Annotated in this window: 15 protein-coding genes; 8 read left to right on the top strand and 7 right to left on the bottom strand. The window is 70.4% G+C overall.

Annotated elements, in window-relative coordinates:
• Nucleotides 1-8 precede the first annotated feature (8 nt).
• Together AB0J58_RS03965 and AB0J58_RS03960 are read right to left on the bottom strand one after the other, a co-directional pair.
• Complete coding sequence (locus tag AB0J58_RS03965; protein ID WP_364209877.1) at nucleotides 9-602, bottom strand: hypothetical protein; 594 nt, start codon at nucleotides 600-602, stop codon at nucleotides 9-11.
• Between the two features lie 549 nt (nucleotides 603-1,151).
• Entirely contained in the window at nucleotides 1,152-1,913 is a 762-nt protein-coding gene (locus tag AB0J58_RS03960; protein WP_343975814.1) for a protein phosphatase 2C domain-containing protein, read from the bottom strand.
• Nucleotides 1,914-2,164: 251 nt separating this feature from the next.
• Between AB0J58_RS03960 and AB0J58_RS03955 the strand changes: the two genes are divergently transcribed.
• The 3 genes from AB0J58_RS03955 to AB0J58_RS03945 all read left to right on the top strand — a co-directional run bounded on the left by AB0J58_RS03955 (nucleotide 2,165) and on the right by AB0J58_RS03945 (nucleotide 6,261).
• Nucleotides 2,165-3,748, top strand: a complete 1,584-nt coding sequence (locus AB0J58_RS03955; RefSeq protein WP_343975810.1) for a peptide chain release factor 3 — start codon at nucleotides 2,165-2,167, stop codon at nucleotides 3,746-3,748.
• Between the two features lie 74 nt (nucleotides 3,749-3,822).
• Nucleotides 3,823-4,803, top strand: coding sequence for a Gfo/Idh/MocA family oxidoreductase (locus tag AB0J58_RS03950; RefSeq protein ID WP_364209874.1), 981 nt, complete (start codon nucleotides 3,823-3,825; stop codon nucleotides 4,801-4,803).
• Between the two features lie 345 nt (nucleotides 4,804-5,148).
• Nucleotides 5,149-6,261 carry a transposase gene (locus AB0J58_RS03945; RefSeq protein ID WP_364209871.1) on the top strand — a complete coding sequence of 371 codons (1,113 nt, stop codon included), beginning with the start codon at nucleotides 5,149-5,151 and terminating at the stop codon, nucleotides 6,259-6,261.
• Nucleotides 6,262-6,315: 54 nt separating this feature from the next.
• On the opposite strand, the gene AB0J58_RS03940 is transcribed toward AB0J58_RS03945, so the two are convergent.
• Nucleotides 6,316-6,969, bottom strand: coding sequence for a hypothetical protein (locus AB0J58_RS03940; RefSeq protein WP_364209868.1), 654 nt, complete (start codon nucleotides 6,967-6,969; stop codon nucleotides 6,316-6,318).
• Nucleotides 6,970-7,038: 69 nt separating this feature from the next.
• Complete coding sequence (mscL, locus tag AB0J58_RS03935) at nucleotides 7,039-7,467, bottom strand: large conductance mechanosensitive channel protein MscL (RefSeq protein ID WP_364209865.1); 429 nt, start codon at nucleotides 7,465-7,467, stop codon at nucleotides 7,039-7,041.
• A 228-nt stretch (nucleotides 7,468-7,695) separates the two neighbouring features.
• Here mscL and AB0J58_RS03930 point away from each other — a divergent pair, with 228 nt between their 5' ends.
• From AB0J58_RS03930 to treZ, 4 genes are all read left to right on the top strand, one after another.
• Complete coding sequence (locus tag AB0J58_RS03930) at nucleotides 7,696-11,013, top strand: BTAD domain-containing putative transcriptional regulator (protein WP_364209862.1); 3,318 nt, start codon at nucleotides 7,696-7,698, stop codon at nucleotides 11,011-11,013.
• Nucleotides 11,014-11,142: 129 nt separating this feature from the next.
• Nucleotides 11,143-13,248 carry a glycogen debranching protein GlgX gene (gene glgX / locus AB0J58_RS03925; protein WP_364209859.1) on the top strand — a complete coding sequence of 702 codons (2,106 nt, stop codon included), beginning with the start codon at nucleotides 11,143-11,145 and terminating at the stop codon, nucleotides 13,246-13,248.
• Nucleotides 13,241-15,715, top strand: coding sequence for a malto-oligosyltrehalose synthase (gene treY / locus AB0J58_RS03920; RefSeq protein WP_364209856.1), 2,475 nt, complete (start codon nucleotides 13,241-13,243; stop codon nucleotides 15,713-15,715). Before glgX ends, treY begins: the two co-directional genes overlap by 8 nt.
• Nucleotides 15,716-15,717: 2 nt before the next feature.
• Entirely contained in the window at nucleotides 15,718-17,445 is a 1,728-nt protein-coding gene (gene treZ / locus AB0J58_RS03915) for a malto-oligosyltrehalose trehalohydrolase (RefSeq protein ID WP_364209853.1), read from the top strand.
• 20 nt (nucleotides 17,446-17,465) lie between these two features.
• Here the strand turns inward: treZ and AB0J58_RS03910 are convergent, their stop codons facing one another.
• From AB0J58_RS03910 to AB0J58_RS03900, 3 genes are all read right to left on the bottom strand, one after another.
• Entirely contained in the window at nucleotides 17,466-17,966 is a 501-nt protein-coding gene (locus AB0J58_RS03910; RefSeq protein ID WP_364209851.1) for a YbgA family protein, read from the bottom strand.
• On the bottom strand, nucleotides 17,963-18,487 hold the full coding sequence (locus AB0J58_RS03905; RefSeq protein WP_364209848.1) for a sigma-70 family RNA polymerase sigma factor: 525 nt from the start codon (nucleotides 18,485-18,487) through the stop codon (nucleotides 17,963-17,965). Before AB0J58_RS03905 ends, AB0J58_RS03910 begins: the two co-directional genes overlap by 4 nt.
• Before the next feature lie 139 nt (nucleotides 18,488-18,626).
• Nucleotides 18,627-19,559 carry a MerR family transcriptional regulator gene (locus AB0J58_RS03900; protein WP_364209846.1) on the bottom strand — a complete coding sequence of 311 codons (933 nt, stop codon included), beginning with the start codon at nucleotides 19,557-19,559 and terminating at the stop codon, nucleotides 18,627-18,629.
• A 133-nt stretch (nucleotides 19,560-19,692) separates the two neighbouring features.
• Here AB0J58_RS03900 and AB0J58_RS03895 point away from each other — a divergent pair, with 133 nt between their 5' ends.
• Nucleotides 19,693-20,982 carry a deoxyribodipyrimidine photo-lyase gene (locus tag AB0J58_RS03895; RefSeq protein WP_364209843.1) on the top strand — a complete coding sequence of 430 codons (1,290 nt, stop codon included), beginning with the start codon at nucleotides 19,693-19,695 and terminating at the stop codon, nucleotides 20,980-20,982.
• Nucleotides 20,983-21,068 lie beyond the last annotated feature (86 nt).

The raw sequence follows: 21,068 nt of genomic DNA, 5'->3' as shown, positions 1-21,068 counted from the left end.
TCCCTCGGTTAAATAGGACGATCAGGGTCGAGTTCCGCGGCGTAGGGCATCACCCAGAAGAACTCGCCAGGGGAGTCGTAGGCGAATATCAGGGCGGTGCTTCCGGCGGCGAAGACGTCGTCGCCGGTCTGACGCACTTGAACGAGAGCGGAGGAGCCGTCCGGGGCGGTGACCTCGGCCTGACCGAAGTCACTGCCGACCCGGCTTGTGCGGATGACACACGCACGGCCCACGAAGTCGGCGCGGGAGGGGACGCGCTCCTTCGGGATGAGACGTCGCAGCGGCAGCACGATGAGGCGTGTGCACGCCCAGGCGCAGACCAGCGCCGCGACCAGTACCGCCACCAGGGCGGGGGTGCCGGTGAACAGTGTGCCGCCCACCAGGCTCGCGAACCAGGCGACGACGACCAGCAGTGAGATGACCAGTGCGGCCGGGACCCCGCCGAGTCCCAGACCGCTCAGGAAGGCTTCGGAGCCGTCGCCGTCGCCGTCGAACCCGAACACGCCGAACACGACGAGCACCCAGTACGCGATGATCACCAGGAGCAGGAACGTGAACAGGACGGTCGGAAAGGACAGCGTGGCATCGACGAACTGGCCCATTGGTGTGTGTGGTCCCCCTGCTGGCGTACCGGATCGCGCTCCCCCGAGCGCATGTAGGTGACTATATACAGGTAAAGATTGGTTAAAGAGAATAGTTCCCAAATTGGAAAAATACTCGTATTAGCCGCTCCAGCTGCGGGTTTCCGGGGCCGGTGCGCAGGTGGTGGCGCGGAGCCGTCCGGGGGCGGGCGGAGACCGAGGAGCGCGGACGTGGCCTCGCGTCCCCGGCGGGCCTCCGAAAGATCAGGCGGGCCGGGTGATCATGTAGGCGAGACCGACGAGGATCACGACGGGGATGAGCCACACGATGGCCTCGATGGCGAATTCCTTGTACATGGGGACATCCCTCCGATGGGGGGCGGCGAGGAACGTGGGTCTCCGACGATAACCGCTGTCCTCCGGCTGTGACCAGGGCTCACCGGGCAGCGGGAAGCGGCCGGGGCGTCCCGGGGACACCCGCCGTACCTCCGTGCCGTGACCTGTCCGCACGAGCGGCGGCCGGCCACGGGCGGGCGGCTTCCGCGAGCGGCTGTAAGCCGCTGTGAGCGCCTATGAGGGAACGGCCGAGCCGACCACCACGGGATTGTCGGTGACCTCCCCCTCGACCACGTCGGCGACCACGCAGGTGATGTTGTCGGGTCCCCCCGCCTCGCAGGCGAGTGCGATCAGCTGCCGGGTGACCTCCTGAAGGTCGTCGACCTCGGCGAGCACCTGGCGGAGCCGCTCGGCCTCGACCACTCCCGACAGCCCGTCGGAACAGAGCAGGTAGCGGTCGCCGACCTCGGCGTCCCGTAGGGAGAGGTCGAGTTCGAGGTTCTCGCTGCCGTCGAGGACCTGCAGCAGGATCGACCGGTGCGGGTGGCGGGCGGCCTCCTCGGCGGTGATCCGGCCGTCGTCCATCAGCGTCTGGACCAGGGTGTGGTCGTAGGTGATCTGATAGAGATCGCCGTTGCGGAGCAGGTAGGCGCGGGAGTCGCCGATGTGGGCGAGGGCGACGCGCGAGCCGTTCCAGAGCATCAGGGTCAGAGTGGTCCCCATGCCGGTGAGTGACGGGTCTTCGGCGACCAGCTCGCGCAGGCGCTGGTTGGCCTTGCGGACTCCGGCCTCGGCGGCGGCGGCGAGGTCGCCCGGGCACTCCTGGTCCAGGGACGCCACGGTGGCGATGGCCGCCGAGCTGGCGACCTCACCACCCACGTGACCGCCCATTCCGTCGGCGACGGCCAGGAGCCGCGCGCCCGCGTAGGCGGCGTCCTCGTTGCCTTGCCGGATCCGGCCGACGTCGGACCCTGCCGTATAGCGCAGCGTGATCATCTGCGCATCACTAGATCGTCGAGTTGCACGAGCTGAGCCGCTTTCGGACAGTTGGGATGGGCCTATGGCGAACCGAGATGTTCCACGATCCACTTAACACCATGGTGGCGCAAGCGGCCTGGGGAAGTGTTGCCACATCTGTTGACACCGGTGGTGGCGCGTAAGCTGTTTCAGTGGCCGTCCAGTGCCTCCTCAGTGCCCCCGCACTGTGCCCGGAGTTCCCCACTTTACGCACCGCTAGGAGATCAGGAATGACCGCGATCATGCAGGAGGCGGCACGTCGCCGCACGTTCGCGGTGATCAGCCACCCCGACGCGGGCAAGTCGACCATGACCGAGGCGCTGGCGCTGCACGCCTCCGCGATCAGCCAGGCGGGCGCGGTGCACGGCAAGTCCGGCCGACGTGGGGTGACCTCCGACTGGATGGAGATGGAGAAGGCCCGGGGCATCTCCATCACCTCCGCCGCGCTCAGGTTCGAGTACCGCGGCCACATGTTCAATCTGGTCGACACTCCCGGCCACGCGGACTTCTCCGAGGACACCTACCGGGTGCTGGCCGCCGTCGACTGCGCGGTCATGCTGCTCGACGCGGCCAAGGGCATGGAGCCGCAGACGCTGAAGCTGTTCGAGGTGTGCCGGCACCGCCGCATCCCCGTCATCACGTTCGTCAACAAGTGGGACCGGCCGGGCCGCGAGGCTTTGGAACTGCTGGACGAGATCGAGGAGAAGACCGGTCTGAAGCCCACGCCGATCACCTGGCCGATCGGTACCGGCGGTTTCTTCCACGGGGTGGCCGACCGCGCCGCCGACCGGATCGTCCGCTACACCCGCACTCCCGGCGGCGCCACCAAGGCGATCGAGACCGACCTGAGCGCCGAGCAGGCCCTGATGGAGCTGGGCGGCGACTGGGAGCGGGCCAAGGACGAGATCGACCTGCTCTCCGCGATCGGCGCCGACCACGACCAGAAGACCTTCGAGGCGCACGAGTCCACCCCGGTGCTGTTCGGGGCCGCGCTGTCCAACTTCGGCGTCGGCCGCCTGCTGGACGCCATGGTCGACATCGCCCCCGCTCCCGCGCCCCGGCCGGACGTCGACGACGACCCGCGCCCGCTGGAGGAGCCGTTCTCCGGCCTTGTCTTCAAGGTGCAGGCCAACATGGACCCCTCGCACCGCGACCGGATCGCCTTCGTCCGGGTCTGCTCGGGCAGGTTCGAGCGCGGCATGGTGCTCGTCCACGCGGCCACCGCCCGCCCGTTCGCCACCAAGTACGCCCAGTCGGTCTTCGGCCAGGAACGCGCCACGATCGACGAGGCGTACCCCGGCGACGTGGTCGGGCTGGTGAACGCCAGCGCGCTGCGTCCCGGCGACACGCTGTACGACGGCTCGCCCGTCGAGTTCCCCCGAATTCCGAGCTTCGCCCCCGAGCACTTCTCCACGGCCAGGGTCCGTGACTCCAGCCGGTCCAAGCAGTTCCGCAAGGGCATCGAGCAGCTCGACGCCGAGGGCGTGGTCCAGGTGCTCCGCTCCGACGTCAGAGGCGACCAGTCGCCGGTGCTCGCCGCGGTGGGCCCGATGCAGTTCGACGTGGTCAAGCACCGGATGGAGGCCGAGTTCAACACCGAGATCCTGATGGACCGGCTGGACTTCGGTATCGCCAGGCTCACCGACGCCGAGTCGGCGCCGATCCTGGCCCGTCAGCGCGGGGTGGAGGTCTTCACCCGCTCGCTGGACGGGGCCCTGCTGGCGCTGTTCACCGACGAGTGGCGGATGCGCGGCGTCATGCGCGACCACCCTGACCTGGTGTTGAACGCCCTGCTCGCCGACACCCGGGGCTGACCGGCTCGGGTACGGCCTATTCCGAGAGCCGTACCCGGCCCGTCTGCCTGCCGTGCATGGTGAGATATGTCGTCATGAGTGCGATTAAGTGGGGAATCCTGGCGACCGGTGGCATCGCCACCACCTTCACCGAAGACCTGAAGCTCCTGCCGGACGCCGAGGTGGTCGCGGTCGGATCGAGGTCGCGGGAGTCCGCGCGAACCTTCGCCGACCGGCACGGCATCCCCCGGGCGCACGGCAGCTGGGCCGAGCTGGCCGCCGACCCGGACGTGGACATCATCTACGTCGCCAACACCCAGAACGCCCACTACGCCGCGGTACGGACCTGTCTGGAGGCGGGCAAGGCCGTACTGTGCGAGAAGGCGTTCACGCTGAACCAGGCCGAGGCCGCCAAGCTGGTCGACCTCGCGCGGGAGCGGGGCCTGTTCCTGATGGAGGCCATGTGGATGCGCTGCGTCCCGGGCATCCGCAAGCTCGTGGAGCTGGTCGAGGGCGGGGCCGTCGGTCCGGTCGACTCCGTGCACGCCGATTTCTCGATCTCCGTCTCCGTCGAGCCCGACCACCGGCTCCGCGACCCGAAGCTGGGCGGCGGCGCCCTGCTCGACCTGGGCGTCTACCCGATCTCCTTCGCCCACCTCGTGCTCGGTGTCCCCGCCGGGGTGCGGTCCTGGGCGCGGCTGACCCCCGAGGGCGTGGACGAGAACACCGGCGTGCTGCTCGGCTACGACGGCGGAGCCGTCGCCCTGCTCTCCTGCGGTATCACCGCAAGCAGCCCGGTCACCGCGTCGATCTCCGGTCCGCTCGGCCGGATCGAGCTGCCGAACCCGTTCTTCCGTCCCGACACCATCGTCCTGCACCGCGTGGGCGGTGAGCCGGAGACCTTCCACGTCCCCTTCGAGGGGACCGGCATGCTGCACGAGGCGGCGGAGGCCATGCGCTGCCTGCGCGAGGGGCTGCTGGAGAGCCCACTGGTGCCGTGGCAGGCGACGTTGGACGTGATGGGCATCCTGGACGAGGTACGCGCACAGGTGGGTGTCCGATTTCCCGGTGAATGACTGATCTGGAGCTTTCCGGTGCGGGCCCGGGGGTCTCCAGGTGCGGGTTGTTCACTGTGCCTCGTGTGATGAGTTTTTCGTCGTGTGCTGTGCGGGTTGTTCGCCGTGCCCACCGCAGCGAGCACCGCGAACGCCCCGCGCACTGTCGAGTCGAACCACCTCAAAACCTCGTCCACCGCAGCGAGCGCCCTGCGCATTGTCGGGTCAAACCACCTGGAACCACAGCGCATACGGCGGACAAGCAGAAGAGTCAGCAGGTGTTTGCGAGGAACCTCGGGCCTTCAGGCCCGAGAGGAATCGCATACGGTGCCGCGCGTTCGGCGAATCAACGCTAAAATTCACAATGTGAAATTCGTTGTGCAGGTCCGGCTGTTCCCCACGCCCGCCCAGGAGGCGGCGCTGGCCGACACACTGCGCCTGTGCAACGAAGCCGCCAACCTCGTCTCCCGGATCGCCTGGGAGACCAACACGTTCCGCAACTACGACCTGCGGGTGCACACCTACGGCGAACTGAAGGCCATGGGCCTGTCGGCCCAGCCCGCCCAGCACGTCATCAAGAAGGTCACCGACGCCTACACGACGGTGAAAGCCCAGGCGAAGGCAAGACTCCGCAAGCCCCTCACCAAGCCGGTCGCCTTCCGCCCCGACGCCGCCCAGCCGTTCGACGATCGGTGCCTGTCCTGGCAGGTCCAGGCCCGCACCGTGAGCATCTGGACCACCGGCGGCCGGATGAAAGGCATCCGGTTCGCCTGCTCCGACGACCAGGCCCACGCGCTGGCCGCCTACCGCAAGGGCGAATCCGACCTGATCCACCGCGACGGCATGTGGCTGCTGATCGCCACCTGCGACGTCCCCGATGTCGACGTCACCGAACCCGACGCCTTTCTCGGCGTCGACCTCGGCATCGCCAACATCGCCACCACCAGCGACGGTGAGCGGCACTCGGGCAAGCACCTGAACGCGGTCCGCCACCGCAACCGGGAGTTGCGCCGCCGCCTGCAGGCCAAACAGACCAAGTCCGCCAAACGCCTGCTGAAAGCCCGCAGACGTAAGGAGTCCCGGTTCGCCCGGGACGTCAACCACCGCATCTCCAAAAGCATCGTGGCCGAGGCGCAACGCACCGGACGCGGCATCGCCCTGGAAGACCTCCAGGGCATCCGCGAGCGGGTACGGCTCCGCAAGCCCCAGCGGGCCACGCTGCACTCGTGGAGCTTCCATCAACTGGGAGGCTTCATCGCCTACAAGGCCGCCCGCCAGGGCGTCGCCGTTGTTCACGTCGATCCGGCCTACACCTCGCAAGGCTGCTCGGCCTGCGGGCATGTGGACAAGAAGAACCGGCCCGGCCAGGCGACCTTCTCCTGTACGTCGTGCGGCTTCGCTGAGCACGCCGACGTCAACGCGGCTCGTAACATCGCCGCACGCGGTGTTACAAGCTGGGCAGTGAGTCACGCTGCCTGACGCGGACCAGACCGTCGAAGCCACCGACGGCGAGGAACTGCAAGCTCAGTCCCTTCAGGGCTGAGAAGCTGACACGAGACGCCAGTCATGGCGCTCCAGGAAGGCGCGTTCTCCCGTGGCGTACTCGGTGAAAGCGGTCTGCACCGCCTCCAGGTCGGGAACATGGGTGCGGAACATCCGGTTCCGGACGCTGTCCTTGTACTCCAGTTCGTAGCCCGAGACCTCCGGCGAACTCTGCACGAAGTGCTCGCCGAAGACGACCAGCGCCGTGAACGGGTTTTGCGGTGACATGCCGGCGAGCGCGTCACGGATGAGCCGGAGGTCCGGCGAGACCACGATCATCCCGTCACCCGTACGCATCTCCATGGCGGGATAGACGCCGCGCGGAGACAGGTTGTGCACCAGGCCGCGCTGCGGGTCGTAGCAGACCAGCCCGCACTCGGCGGCCAGGGCGAAGACCTCGGCCGCCACCTCGTCGGCCCGTTCCAGGTCCACGGTCACCAGGGCGAAGGCCGCGGAGAGCCGCTCGGCCTCGGGAAGCCGCTCGACGAACGCCGTCACCCCGGGGTGACCCTCCTCGGGCTCCTGCCCTTCGGGGTGGGGGCTCACGCCACGCGGCTTCCCATGGCGGAAGGTCTGGAAGACGTGCTCGGCGTGTTCCCTGGTGATCGGCTTGGGCTCGTGCCAGACGGCCAGTTCGAAGCTCACGCCCCCATTGTCCTCCGAAGGACCCTCCCGGCCGACCGGAAGGTCGTGCCGCCCAGGGGAAGAAGGCTCCTACGCCGGGGGCCTGTCGGCGATGGGGACCTCCGACAGCACCGCGGTGCAGAACGCGCAGCGCCTGGCGGCGACCGGGATGTTGCTGAGGCACTCCGGGCATTCCTTCTCGGTGGCCTCCTTGTTCCGGTCGAAGAAGCCGATCAGCCGGGTCATCGGCATCACGACGAGCCAGTAGATGACCGCGGCGATGATCAGGAAGCTCAGCAGGTGGTTGATGAAGTCGCCGTACATGAACTTGGCGCCGTTGAGGGTGAACACGTAATCCGAGAAGTCCGGTTCCCGGCCGCCGGTGACCGCCCCGATCAGCGGCGTGATGAGGTCCTTGACCAGAGCCTGCACCAGCCCGCTGAAGGTCGCCCCGACCACGACCGCCACGGCCAGCTCGACGAGGTTCCCTCTCAGTAGGAACTTCTTGAATCCACCCATTCCTCATGTCCTCCACTCGTAAAGAAGGGCCGCTGCCCGGGAGGGCGGCGACCAGAGCTCCGTTGTCCTCCGGCAGTCCACCGGAACCCCCTGATGGGTGGTCTGGACGGAGGTTAACGCGTCCGACTGAGAATATGCGGGGCCGGAAGCCCCGGGACCGTTACGGATTGGACGGGACAGCTGGTGCGAAAGGTTAATATCGGCGCAGTTCGCGAGCGAGGTGGCCGGATGGACTTTCGTGTGCTTGGCCCGGTCGAGGTGACCGCCGACAGCGGGGCGGTAGTGGACATCGGCCCCTACCAGCAGCGGCTGGTGCTGGCGATATGCGTCCTCGCGGCCCCGCGACCGGTCGGGCCGAACCGGATGATCGACGCCCTCTGGGAGGACGCCCCCCCTCCGGGGGCGCTCAACACCGTGCAGGCGTACGTCTCCAAACTCCGCCGCGTCTTCGAGCCGGGCAGGCCGAGGGAGGTGCCCCCGAAGGTCCTGACCAGCAGGCCGGGAGGCTACCTCCTGGACGTCCCCGCCGCCGCGATTGACCTGGGCAGGGTGCGGGGGCAGATGGCCGAGGGCAGGAGCCTGGGCGCGGCGGGAGATCACGAGGGGGCGGTGCGGGAGCTGCGGCTGGCCCTGGGGGAGTGGCACGGAGAACCGCTCGACGGTCTCGCGGAGTCCTCCTGGGCGGCGGAGGAGCGCGCGCACCTGATCGAGTTGCGGCTGACGATCGAGGAGGACCTGGCCGAGGCGGAGCTCGCGCTCGGCCGGGGAACGACGGCGACGAGCAGGCTGGCCAAGCTGGTCGCCGCCCACCCGTTCAGGGAGCGGCTGCGGGCGCTCACCGCCCACGCGCTCTACCAGGCGGGGCGGCAGGCGGACGCGCTCGGCCTGCTCGCCGAGGGACGCCGGTTGCTGATGGAGGACCTGGGCCTGGACCCCGACCCCCGGTCGCGGGAGATGGAGCGGCGCATCCTCGGCCAGGATCCCGCGCTGAGGCCCAGGCACACGGCGGAGGTGGGCAGGGCGGCGGATGCGGCCGACGCGGGAAGGACAGCCGTCGTGGCGGCGGCGACCGGTGCCGAGACGGCGGCAGGGGCGGCGGGGCCGGAGAACGGCACCGGGCTGGTAGGCCGGCAGGCGGAGGCCGGAGTGCTGGAGCGGGCGGTCACCGGAGACGGGCACCGGGTGGTGCTGCTCGCCGGGGAGCCGGGTATCGGCAAGACCAGCCTCGCCGAGTACGCGGCCGGCGTCGCGCGGGCGCGGGGCCGGCGGGTGGTGTGGGGCCGCTGCTGGGACGGCACCGGCGCGCCGCCCTTCTGGCCCTGGACGCAGGCGGTGCAGGACCTGGTCGGCAGGGTCGGCGAACTGCCGCAACTCGCCGGAGCCGGAGCCAGGACCGGGACCGGGCAGGCGGGGCAGTTCGAGTTGTACGAGGCGTTCGCCCGGCTGCTGAACGAGTACGGCCGGGTGCTGGTGGTCCTGGACGACCTCCAATGGGCGGACACCTCCTCGCTGCGGTTGCTGGAGTTCCTGGCCTCCACCCGGCTCTGCCCGGAGCTGGCGGTCGTGGCCACGTACCGCGACACCGACGTGCGTCCCGGCGAGTCGCTGGAGCGCACCCTCGGCGTGCTGCTCCGGCTGCCGCACGTGCGGCGGCTCCTGCTGCGCGGCCTGGCGGAGGAGGAGATCCGCGAGTATCTGGGACGGGCGGGCGCCGACCCGGGACGGGCCGGGGAGATGGGCAGGCTGACCGCGGGCAATCCGTTCTTCCTGGGCGAGGTGCTACAGCTGGGGGAGACCCCCGCGGCGCTCTCGGACGTGGTGCGCGGCCGGATGGCCCACCTGCCGCCCGACACCGAGGAGGTGCTGACCGTCGCGGCGCTGCTGGGCAGGGAGGCGGCGACCGACATCCTGACGCGCGTGGCGGAGTTGCCCGAGGGGCGGGTCCTCGACATCGTCGACGCCGCCGTGGGGGCCCGGCTGCTGGTCGAAGGGGAGGGGCCGAGCTGCCGGTTCGTCCACGACATCGTCCGCGACGTGCTGCGCGAGGCGCTGCCGCCGCTACGCCGCAGGAGGCTGCACACGCGGATCGCGGAGGTGCTCCAGGAACGGAGCGGGACGCGGCTGACCGAGATCGCCCACCACTGCCGCGAGGGCCTGCTGACTCCCGCGATGGCGGGCAGGGCCATCGGCTACACCCGGCGCGCGGCGGCCCAGGCGACCGCGCAGTTCGCCCACGAGGACGCGGTGGAGAGCCTGGAACAGGCGATCGCGCTGATCGACCGGCTGCCGGGAGCCGACAACGGGCTCCGCTGCGACCTCCTGCTGGACCTGGCCGAGGCGCAGGCGGCTTCGGGGGCGAGCGGCGCGGCCCACGCCTCGCTGGAGGCCGCCGCGCAGGCCGCCGAAGGGCTCGGCGACGACAACCGGCTGGCCAGGGCGGTGCTGGGTTTCTCAAACCCGATCTATCTGGCCATGTACGAGGAGATGACCGGGATCGACAGGCTGGCCGAGCGCATCGACCGGGTGCTCGCCTCCGACCTCGTGGAGGACTCGCCGTGGCGGGCCCAGTTGCTCGCCGCCGCCGCGCTGACCGGCTCCACCGGCCGGCCCGTCGAGCGAAGCGTGGCGATGGCGGAGGAGGCGGTGCGGCTGGCTCGCCGCACCGGGGAGGACCGGACCCTGTCCAGGACGCTGATCGCCCTGGAGATCCTGTTGCGGTCCGGCCACGATCACGACCGCCGGCGGGCGGTCGTCGCCGAGATCGTGGACATCGGCCGCCGCACCGGCGACCTGGCCACCGAGTGGATCGGCAGGGAGAACGAGTACGTCGAGCTGAACGCCCAGGGCGCCGCGGGCCCTGCCGCGGAGTTGCTGGCCTGGCTGCGGGAGAGCGCGGAGAGGCTGCGGCTCCCCTCGATGGTCAGCCTGGCCGCCTGGCAGAGCGCGGTCCACGCCTACCTGGCCGGGCGGTTCACGGACGCGCTCGCCGCGGCCGACGCGTCCGGCGCGGCCCATCCGGAGGGGGCGCTGGGCAGGGGCGACGCGCTGCTGCGGCGGGAGACGTTCCGCTTCCTGGAGCTGCGGGCCGAGGGCGCGGCGGGCGAGGCGCTCGCGCTCTCCGATGAGATGCTCGCCCACCGTCCGGGGCAGATCCCCTGGCGGATCCTGCGCTGTCTGGCCCTGATCGACCTGGGCAGGACGGACGCGGCACGGGAGGTCTTCGCCGAACTCGCCCGCGACGGCTTCGCGGCGCTCGGCCCCGAGCTGGCCTACCGGTTCGTCCCGGACGCGGTCAGCGAGATCTGCGCGGCGCTCGGCGACGGGGTCGCGGGGACGATCCTGTACCGCAGGCTCGCCCCGCACACGGGACGGTTGCTCGGCTGGTCGCTGACCGACCTGTGCCTGGCCCGGCTAGCCCTGCTCGACGGTGACGAGGAGCGGGCCGGAGTTCACCTGCGGGCGGCGGAGGCGTTCGCCGCCGGGGCGGGTCCGCGCGTGTACGAACCCGCGATCCGCGCGCTGGCCCAGGAGTTTCGCCCGGCCTGACCCCGGTCTGACCCGGGTCCGCCCAGGCATGTCGTCGGGTGACTCCGAGATCACTTTCGCAGGAGTGGAGATGTGCGCATGGCCAGGCTGAGACGGGGCATATCTGTTCACCGCTGAAGGGGCGGTGCAATGATCGAGATATGGCCGGGTGATCCCTATCCTCTCGGGGCCACCTACGACGGCGCGGGGACCAACTTCGCGCTTTTCACCGAGGCCGCCGAACGCGTCGAGCTGTGCCTGTTCGACGAGGAGAACCGGGAGACACGGGTCACCTTCACCGAGTGTGAGGGCTTCGTCTGGCACGGCTACCTGCCCGGCGTCGGTCCCGGACAGCGGTACGGCTACCGCGTGCACGGCCCGTACGATCCGCGGAGGGGACAGCGGTGCAATCCGGCCAAGCTCCTGCTCGATCCGTACGCCAAGGCGGTCGAGGGGGACGTGAACTGGGACGAGGCGGTGTACGACTACCGCTTCAGCGATCCGGAGAGCCGTAACGACGCGGACTCGGCCGCGTTCGTGCCGCGCTCCATCGTGATCAACCCGTTCTTCGGCTGGGGGCACGACCGGCCGCCGAGCACCCCGTACCACAACACGGTGATCTACGAGGCGCACGTCAAAGGGTTGACGGTCAACCACCCGAAGATCCCTGAGCGGATCCGGGGCAGTTACGCGGCGATCGGGCATCCGGAGATCATCGATCACCTGACCGCCCTCGGGGTGACGGCGATCGAGCTCATGCCGGTACACCAGTTCGTCACCGACCACGTCCTCGTCGAGCGGGGGCTGACGAACTACTGGGGCTACAACAGCATCGGGTTCTTCGCCCCGCACAACGCCTACTCCAGCACCGGGCAGCGCGGCGGGCAGGTGCTGGAGTTCAAGGCCATGGTCAAGGCCCTGCACGAGGCGAACATCGAGGTCATCCTCGACGTGGTCTACAACCACACGGCCGAGGGCAACCACATGGGCCCGACGCTGAGCATGCGGGGCATCGACAACACCGGCTACTACCGTCTGGTCGACGACGACAGGCGGTACTACCTGGACACCACGGGCACCGGCAACAGCCTGTTCATGCGCTCCCCGCACGTGCTTCAGATGATCATGGATTCGCTCCGCTACTGGGTCATCGAGATGCACGTGGACGGTTTCAGGTTCGACCTGGCCGCGACGTTGGCGCGGGAGCTGCACGAGGTCGACCGGCTGAGCGCCTTCTTCGACCTGGTCCAGCAGGACCCGGTGCTGTCACAGGTCAAGCTGATCGCCGAGCCGTGGGACGTCGGCCCCGGCGGTTACCAGGTGGGCAACTTCCCCGCCAGGTGGACCGAGTGGAACGGCATGTACCGCGACACGATCCGCGACCTGTGGCGGGGCGAGCCCGCCTCGCTGCCCGAGTTCGCCTCCAGGCTGACCGGCTCCAGCGACCTCTACCAGGACGACAGCCGCCGCCCCGCCGCCTCCATCAACTTCGTCACCTGCCACGACGGGTTCACCCTGCAGGATCTCGTCTCCTACAACGGCAAGCACAACGAGGCCAACGGCGAGGACAACCGGGACGGCACCGACGACAACCGCTCCTGGAACTGCGGTGAGGAGGGGCCCGCCTCGCTGGCCATCGAGTCGCTGCGCGAGCAGCAGAAGCGCAACTTCCTGACCACTCTTTTCCTGTCCCAGGGCGTTCCGATGATTTCCCACGGCGACGAGTTGGGCCGCACCCAGCGGGGCAACAACAACGTGTACTGCCAGGACAACGAACTGAGCTGGGTCGACTGGTCCGACGTCAGGGAGAACTGGCTGCTGCTCGAGTTCACCCGGCGGCTGGCCAGGCTCCGCGCCGACCACCCGGTCTTCCGGCGGCGCAGGTTCTTCTACGGGCGGCCCGTACGAGGCTCCGAGGAGAACCTCAGCGACATCGCCTGGCTCACTCCGAGAGGGGAGAAGATGACCGACGCCGACTGGAACGTTGGCTATGCCAGGTCGCTGGCCGTCTTCCTGAACGGTGAGGCCATCACCGAGCCCGACCGCAGGGGGCGGCAGATCGTCGACGACTCGTTCCTGCTGCTGTTCAACGCCCACCACGACGTCATCAAGTTCACCCTTCCGAAGGACTACGGTGAGATGTGGCTGACAGAGATCGACACGGCGATGCCGATCACGGTTGACACCCGGGTCTGCCGGGCCGGGGAGAGCGTGCCGGTGGTCGGCCGCTCGGTGAGGGTGTTGCGCCGTGTCTGAGCCCATCACGCAACCCACCCCCGAGCCCGCTCCGCTGGAGCCCGCGCCCACCGTGGTCCCGCCCGAGCCCGTGCCCACCGTGGTACCGCGAGAGCCGGTGCCCGGTGTGGTCCCGCCGCAGGTCGCCCACGGCGAGGTCCCGGCGGACCCCGGGGCGGCACTGTTCGGCGAGAACGTGCCGGAGCCGGTGGAATTCCCCGAGGAGGTACCCGAGCCCCCGCCCTCGCCCGACTCCTACGAGGTGCCGGTCTCGACCTACCGGCTCCAGCTGACCCCCGACTTCGGATTCGACAAGGTGGCCGAGCTGGCCCCGTACCTGCGGGATCTGGGGGTGAGCCACGTCTACCTGTCGCCGATCCTGCAGGCCGTGCCGGAGTCGCGGCACGGCTACGACGTGACCGACCACTCGCGCGTCCGCGAGGAGTTCGGCGGGATCGAGGGGTTGCGGGCGATGTCGGCGACGCTCGCCCAGCACGGGATCGGCATCGTCGTCGACATCGTGCCCAACCACATGACGGTCCCGGTGCCCGAGTCGGGCAACGCGCAACTGTGGTCGGTGCTCGCCGAGGGGCAGAAGTCGCGGTACGCGTCCTGGTTCGACATCGACTGGGCCGGCGGCGACGGCAAGGTGAACATGCCGGTGCTCGGCGACTCGGGGGAGGCGGTGGTCGACGGCGACGTGCTGCGCTACCACGACCACGTCTTCCCGCTGCCGGACACCAACTACCGGCTGGTCGACTGGCGGCGCGGGCCCGGCTACCGCCGGTTCTTCGACGTGTCCTCGCTGATCGGGCTGCGGGTGGAGGACCCGGAGGTGTTCGACGCCACGCACGCCGTCATCCTCTCGCTGGTCCGGGAGGGGGTCATCCAGGGGCTGCGGGTGGACCACCCCGACGGGCTCGCCGAGCCGCGCGGCTACCTGTCGCGGCTGCGCGCCGCCTCGGGCGTGTGGACCGTGGCGGAGAAGATCCTGATCGGCTCCGAGCGGCTGCCCGCGGACTGGGAGTGCGACGGGACCACCGGCTACGAGGTGCTCAACCGGATCACCGGGCTGTTCGTCGACCCGGCGGGGAAAGAGCCGCTGGTGGAGCTGTTCACCCTGCAGACCGGCATGCCCGCCGGCTACGCCGCGGTGGTCCGCGAGTCCAAGGCGGAGGTGCTGAGCCTGTTCTTCGACGCGGAGATCGACAGGTTGCACGCCGTCGTCGGCTCCGACCGCCGGACGCTGGTGGAGCTGCTCGCCGCGATGCCGGTCTACCGGGCCTACGCGGTGCCGGGCGAGCCGGTGCCGGAGATCTCGGCCCAGATCGTCGAGGAGGCCGGACAGGTCGCCGCGGGGCGGCTGCCCGAGGGCGCCCCGGTGGCGGAGGTCGTCCAGCGGGTGCTGGCCGGGCCCGCCGAGGCGGTCGTCCGCTTCCAGCAGACCTGCGGCCCGGTGATGGCCAAGGGCGTGGAGGACACCGCCCTCTACCGCTGGTACCCGCTGTCCTGCCTGAACGAGGTGGGCGGCGAGCCCGACAGGTTCGGCGAGCCGATCGAGGAGTTCCACGCGTTCTGCCGGCGGATGTCGCCGGGCACGATGACGACACTGTCCACCCACGACACCAAGCGCTCGGAGGACGTGCGGGCCCGGCTGGCCGTGCTGTCCGAGCTTCCCCAGGAGTGGGCGGCGGCGGTCGGCGAGTGGTCCTCGAAGGTCTCCTTCGACCCGGCCCTGGACTACCTGGCCTGGCAGAACCTGATGGCCTCCTGGCCGATCGGCCCCGACAGGTTCTTCGGCTACCTGTTCAAGGCGGCCCGCGAGGCCAAGACCTCGATCTCCTGGGCCGCCCCCGACCCGGCCTACGAGTGCGGCATCCGCGACTTCGTCACCCGGGCCGTCGAGGAGTGCGGCGCCTCGATCAAGGAGTTCGCCGCGCGGATCGAGCCGTACGCCAGGTCCAACTCGCTGGGCCAGAAGCTCGTCCAGCTCATGCTGCCCGGCGTGCCCGACCTCTACTGGGGCAACGAGATCACCGACTTCTCCCTGGTCGACCCGGACAACCGCCGCCCGGTCGACTTCCCGCTGCGCCGCCGGATGCTCTCGGCGGCCCAGGCTCACGCGAGCCAGGCCCATCCGGAGCAGGCACACCCGAGTCCCGCCACCGAGGGCCTGTCCTGGGACGAGGCCAAGCTGGCGATCACCAGCCGGGCGCTGGACCTGCGGCGGAGGCTGGACCCCGCGGCGCCGTACGTCCCGATCGAGGCCGGGGAGCACGCGGTCGCCTTCGCCAGGGGGGAACGGGCGGTGGCGGTGGCCACCCGGCTGCCGGTCGGCCTGGAGCGGCGCGGTGGCTGGGGGAGCAGAACGCTCACCCTGCCGCACGGTACCTGGCGGGACCTGCTCTCCGGTGCCGAGCACACCGGCAGGATCCCGCTCGCCCACCTGCTCTCGGTCCACCCCGTCGCACTCCTGGAAAGGGACTGACCATGTTCGAGGTCTGGGCGCCGCGGGCGACGGCGGTGGATGTGGAGATCGGCGAGGTGCGCTATCCGATGTCGTCCGCGGGCGGCGGCTGGTGGTTCGCGGAGGTGCCCGGTGCCGGGCACGGCACCGACTACCGGTTCCGGCTGGACGGGGGCGAGGCGCTGCCCGACCCCCGTACCCGCTGGCAGCCGGAGGGGATCTTCGGCCCGAGCCGGCTCTACGACCACGACCGCTTCGAGTGGGGGGACGCCCTGTGGCGGGGGCGTGACCTGCCGGGCTCGGTCATCTACGAGCTGCACATCGGCACCTTCACCCCCGAGGGCACCTTCGACGCGGCGATCGGCAAGCTGGAACACCTGGCGGAGCTCGGCGTCGACTTCGTGGAGATCATGCCGGTGCCGCCGGTGCCCGGCGGGCGCAACTGGGGCTACGACGGCGTGGACCTGTGGGCCGTCACCGACAACTACGGCGGCCCTGACGGGCTCAAGCGCCTCGTGGACGCCTGCCACCGGCGCGGGCTCGGTGTGATCCTCGACGTCGTCTACAACCACCTCGGTCCCTCGGGCAACTTCCTCACCCCCTTCGGCCCCTACTTCCACTCCACCGCCTCCTCCTTCTGGGGGCAGGCGGTCAACCTGGACGGCCCCGGCTCCGACGAGGTGCGCGCCTACCTTGTCGGCAACGCGATGCAGTGGCTGCGCGACTACCACGTCGACGGCCTGCGGCTGGACGCCGTGCACGCCCTGCGCGACGACCGGGCCGTCCATCTGCTGGAGGAGATCGCCGCCGAGACGGAGGCGCTGTCGGCGGCCGTGGGCAGGCCGCTGACGCTCATCGCCGAGTCCGACCTCAACGACCCCAGGCTGATGACCCCCCGCGAGGCCGGAGGGTACGGCCTGGCGGCCGCCTGGAACGACGACGTCCACCACGCCCTGCACGTGGCGGTGAGCGGGGAGCGGCACGGCTACTACGACGACTTCTACGGGGCACTGCCCAAGGTGCTGACCCGCGCCTACTACCACGACGGGACCTACTCGTCCTTCCGGGGGCGGTCCCACGGCCGATCGGCGGCCCACCTGCCCGGTTACCGCTTCGTCTGCTGCGCGCAGAACCACGACCAGATCGGCAACCGCGCGGAGGGCGACCGGCTGGCGCCCGAGGCGCTCCGGCTGGCCGCCGGGCTCCTGCTGACCTCGCCGTTCACTCCCATGCTGTTCATGGGGGAGGAGTGGGGCGCGCGCACGCCGTTCCTGTTCTTCACAGATCACGTCGAGCCGCAGCTGCGCGAGGGCGAGGCCGACCGGCGGCGGCGGGAGTTCGTCGGCTTCGGCTACGACGACTGGGCGGAGAAGGCCCCCGACCCCGGCGAGGAGCTGACCTTCCTGCGCTCCAAGCTCGACTGGAGCGAGCTGGACGACGACGCCCACCGGGCCCATCTCGACTGGTATCGGGCCCTGATCGCGCTGCGCCGGGCACATCCCGAGCTGACGGACCCGAGGCTGGACCGGGTCCGGGTCGACCACGGCGAGTCCTGGCTGGTCGTCCACCGGGGAGGACTCAGGGTGGCGGCCAACCTCGGCCCGGTCCCGCTCACCGTCAGGCTCGGGCCAGGACGGTCCGCGCCCGGCCACATCCTGCTCGCCTCGGAGGCGTCGGCGACGGTGCGGGGGGAGGAACTGTCCCTGCCCGCCCGCTCCCTCGCGGTGGTGAGACTGAATCCGCCCGGCTGACCGCCGCGACGGCCACGGGCTCAGTCGGTCACTTGGTCGCGAAGATCCTCCGAGTACGGGGAGAAGAACGTCTGATCCCGTACGTACCGCGCGGCCTCGCCCCGGGCGTAGCCGCACAGCAGAGCCGCCGGGACGCTCAGCGCCACCTGACCGGCCTGGTAGGAGGCGATGGCCCGGGCCAGTTCGGACCGGTGCGCCGGGTCGAGCGAGCCGCCCAGCATGCCCATGCAGTGCTGCAGGACGTTGACGTTGCGGCCGATGCCGGCCTCGACGGCGAACGCCGCGCGGAAGAGGCGCGCGTAGTCGGCGGCCAGCTCCTCGCGGGGGCGCGTGCCCGCCTGGGCCACCACCCGCCCCGCCTGCCGGTAGGCCACGGGGTGGTGGGCCAGCAGCTGCATCTTGTGCCGGGTGTGGAAGGACACCAGGTCCCGGGGGCGCCAGTCGCTCTCCAGCAGCGCGCGGAGCCGGAGGTTGGCGAAGATCCGCTCCATGACGACCGTGCCGTCCGTCCAGCCGTTCACGCCGCGGCCAGGATGAGGATGTCGGACAGGCGGCGCAGGCCGCGGGCGGTACGGGCCTTGACCGTGCCGAGCGGGACGCTCAGCCTTTCGGCGATCTCCCGCTGGGTCAGGTCGCCGTAGTAGGCCAGCTCGATCGCCTGGCGCTGCGGCCCGGGCAGCTTGGTCAGCGCCCAGCGCACCTGGTCGCGCTCGGCCATGCCGTCGCCGTCGATCCTGCCGTCGTCGCCGGCCGGATCCGCCACCACGTCCAGCGGCACCGTACGCAGGGTGCGCATCCGAAGCTGGTCGACCGCGCGCTTGTGCGCGATGCCGAGCATCCAGGCGGGGAGACTGCGGGCCGGGTCGAAGCGGTGCCGTGACCGCCAGACCTCGGCGAACACGATCTGCTGAAGGTCCTCGACCTCCTGCTGCGGTACGAATCGCCGCAGGTAGGAGCGGACGAGGGCGCCGTGGGCGGTGAAGCACTCGGCCAGGGCCGCATCGTCGCCCTGGGCGAACCGGATGTTCAGGTTGTCCGTCATGACGCCTCCGTTCGTCGAGAAAACTTATTCAAAACCTATTCATACCTGGCCGGTCGACGTGATCGCAAGCAGGGCACGGCGGCACGCCGGTCAACGGGAGGGGAGAAGGGGGTCCGGCCCGCCGGCGAAAAGCCGGAACTCAGGCCAGAGCGGCGAGGACGCGGGTGAGCGCGTCCTGGAACGACGTGACGTGGGGGACCGGCGCCGGCAGCCCCTCCCACCAGCCCGTACCGCCCGCGACGACCAGGCTCGGCGGGCGGAGCGCGGGCAGCGACGCGAGCGGGGCGGGATCACCGGTCGTGGACAGCTGGGACCAGACGAAGACCACCGAGGGGCCCAACCGGCGCATCGCGTCCGCCAGCGCCGGGTACGGGGTCCTGGCACCCAGCACCCGGGTCTCCACCCGGTGGTCGGTGGTCAGCGTGGCGGCCAGCGCGTAGATCGGCAGGCTGTGCTGCTCGTCCTCGGCGCAGGCGAGCAGCACGGGGCGGGTGTTGACCGGCTGGGCGGGACGCGTGGTGAGCCGGATCAGCGCCGCCAGCAGCCGGTCGGAGAACAGGTGCTCGATCTCGACGCTCGCGCCGCTCTCGGCCTGGCGGTCGCAGATCGTCTCGAAGACCGGCAGCACCAGCCGCTCCCAGGTCCACGGCACGCCGTGCCTGACCAGCGACGCCTCTATCCAGTCGTAGACGGTTCGGCTGTCCAGTGTCATCGCCGCCCGCGCCAGCATCGCCGCCGTGGGGACGCCGGGCCGCTCCGCCGCGGGAGAGGAGGGGATCTCCTCGGTACCCGCCTCCGGAGCCGCCGGTGGGACGACCTCGATCCTCAGGACCTCCCGTGCCGCGTCGGAGGGGGAAACCCCGCTCCTGATGAGCCGGTTCATCTCCTCCAGGCGCCACAGGTCGCGGGCGTCGTAGCGCCGATGCCCCCCGGGGCTCCGGCGGCTCGGACCCACGCCGTAGCGTAGGTTCCAGGTCCGCAGCGTGGGGGCGGGCACGCCGAGGCGTCGTGAGACGGCGCCGATGCCGTATCCCGGCTCCTCGTCAGCGGTCACCTGTCGCTGCCTTTCCATCTCATCCCATTTCAAGCCCGCTACCGCCGTACCAGCGTGACCGGCGACACGAGCGGTCGCGCCCCGGAAATTCCTTCGAATTCCGAGCCCCGGCGGATGCAACCGGCGGAGCGTGACCCGGCGAAGGGGAAACGTGACCGATACTGTGATCGTCTTGTTCAGCCGCGACCTCCGGGTGCACGATCACCCGGCGCTCGCCGCCGCGTGCGAGCGCGCACGTCATGTCATACCACTCTTCGTCCTCGACCCCGGCATACCTGCGGGCAACCGCCTGGGATTTCTCGCCGAATGCCTGGCCGACCTGCGCGGATCGCTCCGCGAGCGGGGCGGTGAGCTGGTGGTGCGCAAGGGGGATCAGGTCGCGGAGACGATGCGCCTGGCGGGGGAGTCGGGGGCCGGGGCGGTCCACACCGGCATGGACGTCAGCACCCTCGCGCACCGCAGGCAGCGGCGCCTGGCGGTGGAGTGCGAGCGCGCGGGGGTGGAGTTCCGCGCCTTCCCCGGACTGACGGTCGTGCCGCCGGACGCGCTCAGGCCGTCGGGCGGCGGTGACCACTACCGGGTCTTCACCCCCTACTGGCGGGCCTGGAGCCGGCAACCACGCAGGGGGGTGCTCAAGGCTCCCGGCGTGGTCCATGTCCCCGAGGGCTTGAGCCCCGGCAGGCTGCCCGAGCCCGGACACGAGACGTACGAGCTGTTCAGGGGTGGTGAGACGGCCGGGCGCCGGAGGATGGAGCAGTGGTTGAGACACTGCGTGGACGACTACGCCGACGGCCACGACGACATGGCGGGCAACCGCACCTCCAGGCTCAGTCCCTATCTCCGTTTCGGCTGTGTCTCGCCGCTGGAGCTGGAGTCGCTGGCCGGGGAGGCCGGGGACACCGGCGAGTTCGTCAGGCAGCTGTGCTGGCGGGACTTCTTCCATCAGGTGACCCGGGCCTTCCCGCGGATCAACCGGGACGACTACCGCCCACGCGGGCACGAGTGGCGCGACGACGAGCACGCGGCGCAGGCGTGGCGGGAGGGCATGACCGGAATCCCCATCGTGGACGCCGGGATCCGGCAGATGCTCGCCGAGGGCTGGATGCACAACCGGGCCCGCCTGATCGTGGCCTCGTTCCTCGTCAGGCGGCTGCGTGTCGACTGGCGTGTCGGGGCCGACCACTTCTTCGAGCGGCTGCTCGACGGCGACGTGGCCGACAACTACGGCAACTGGCAGTGGGTCGCGGGGACCGGCAACGACACCCGGCCCAACCGGCCCGTCAACCACATCCGGCAGGCCAAGAGGTACGACCCGGAGGGTGAGTACGTCCGCCGTTACGTCCCCGAGCTCGCCACCCTGCCGAAGCGGGTGATCCACGAGCCGTGGAAGCTCCCCTCGGGCGTCCCCGGCTACCCCGCGCCGCTCGTCTCCATGGCCTGACGGGCTTCGGTGCCGGCTTCCCGTTCAGCGACATCATGGACGCCTTCTTCGGCGCGGCCGGTGGCGGCGGCGGGCGTGGACCCCGC

Source organism: Streptosporangium sp. NPDC049644 (assembly GCF_040675205.1).
In the GTDB taxonomy this organism is placed as follows: Bacteria; Actinomycetota; Actinomycetes; order Streptosporangiales; family Streptosporangiaceae; genus Streptosporangium; species Streptosporangium fukuiense.
The sequence above is the reverse complement of the archived record's forward strand: the minus strand, read 5'-3'. Positions and strand labels throughout refer to the sequence as shown.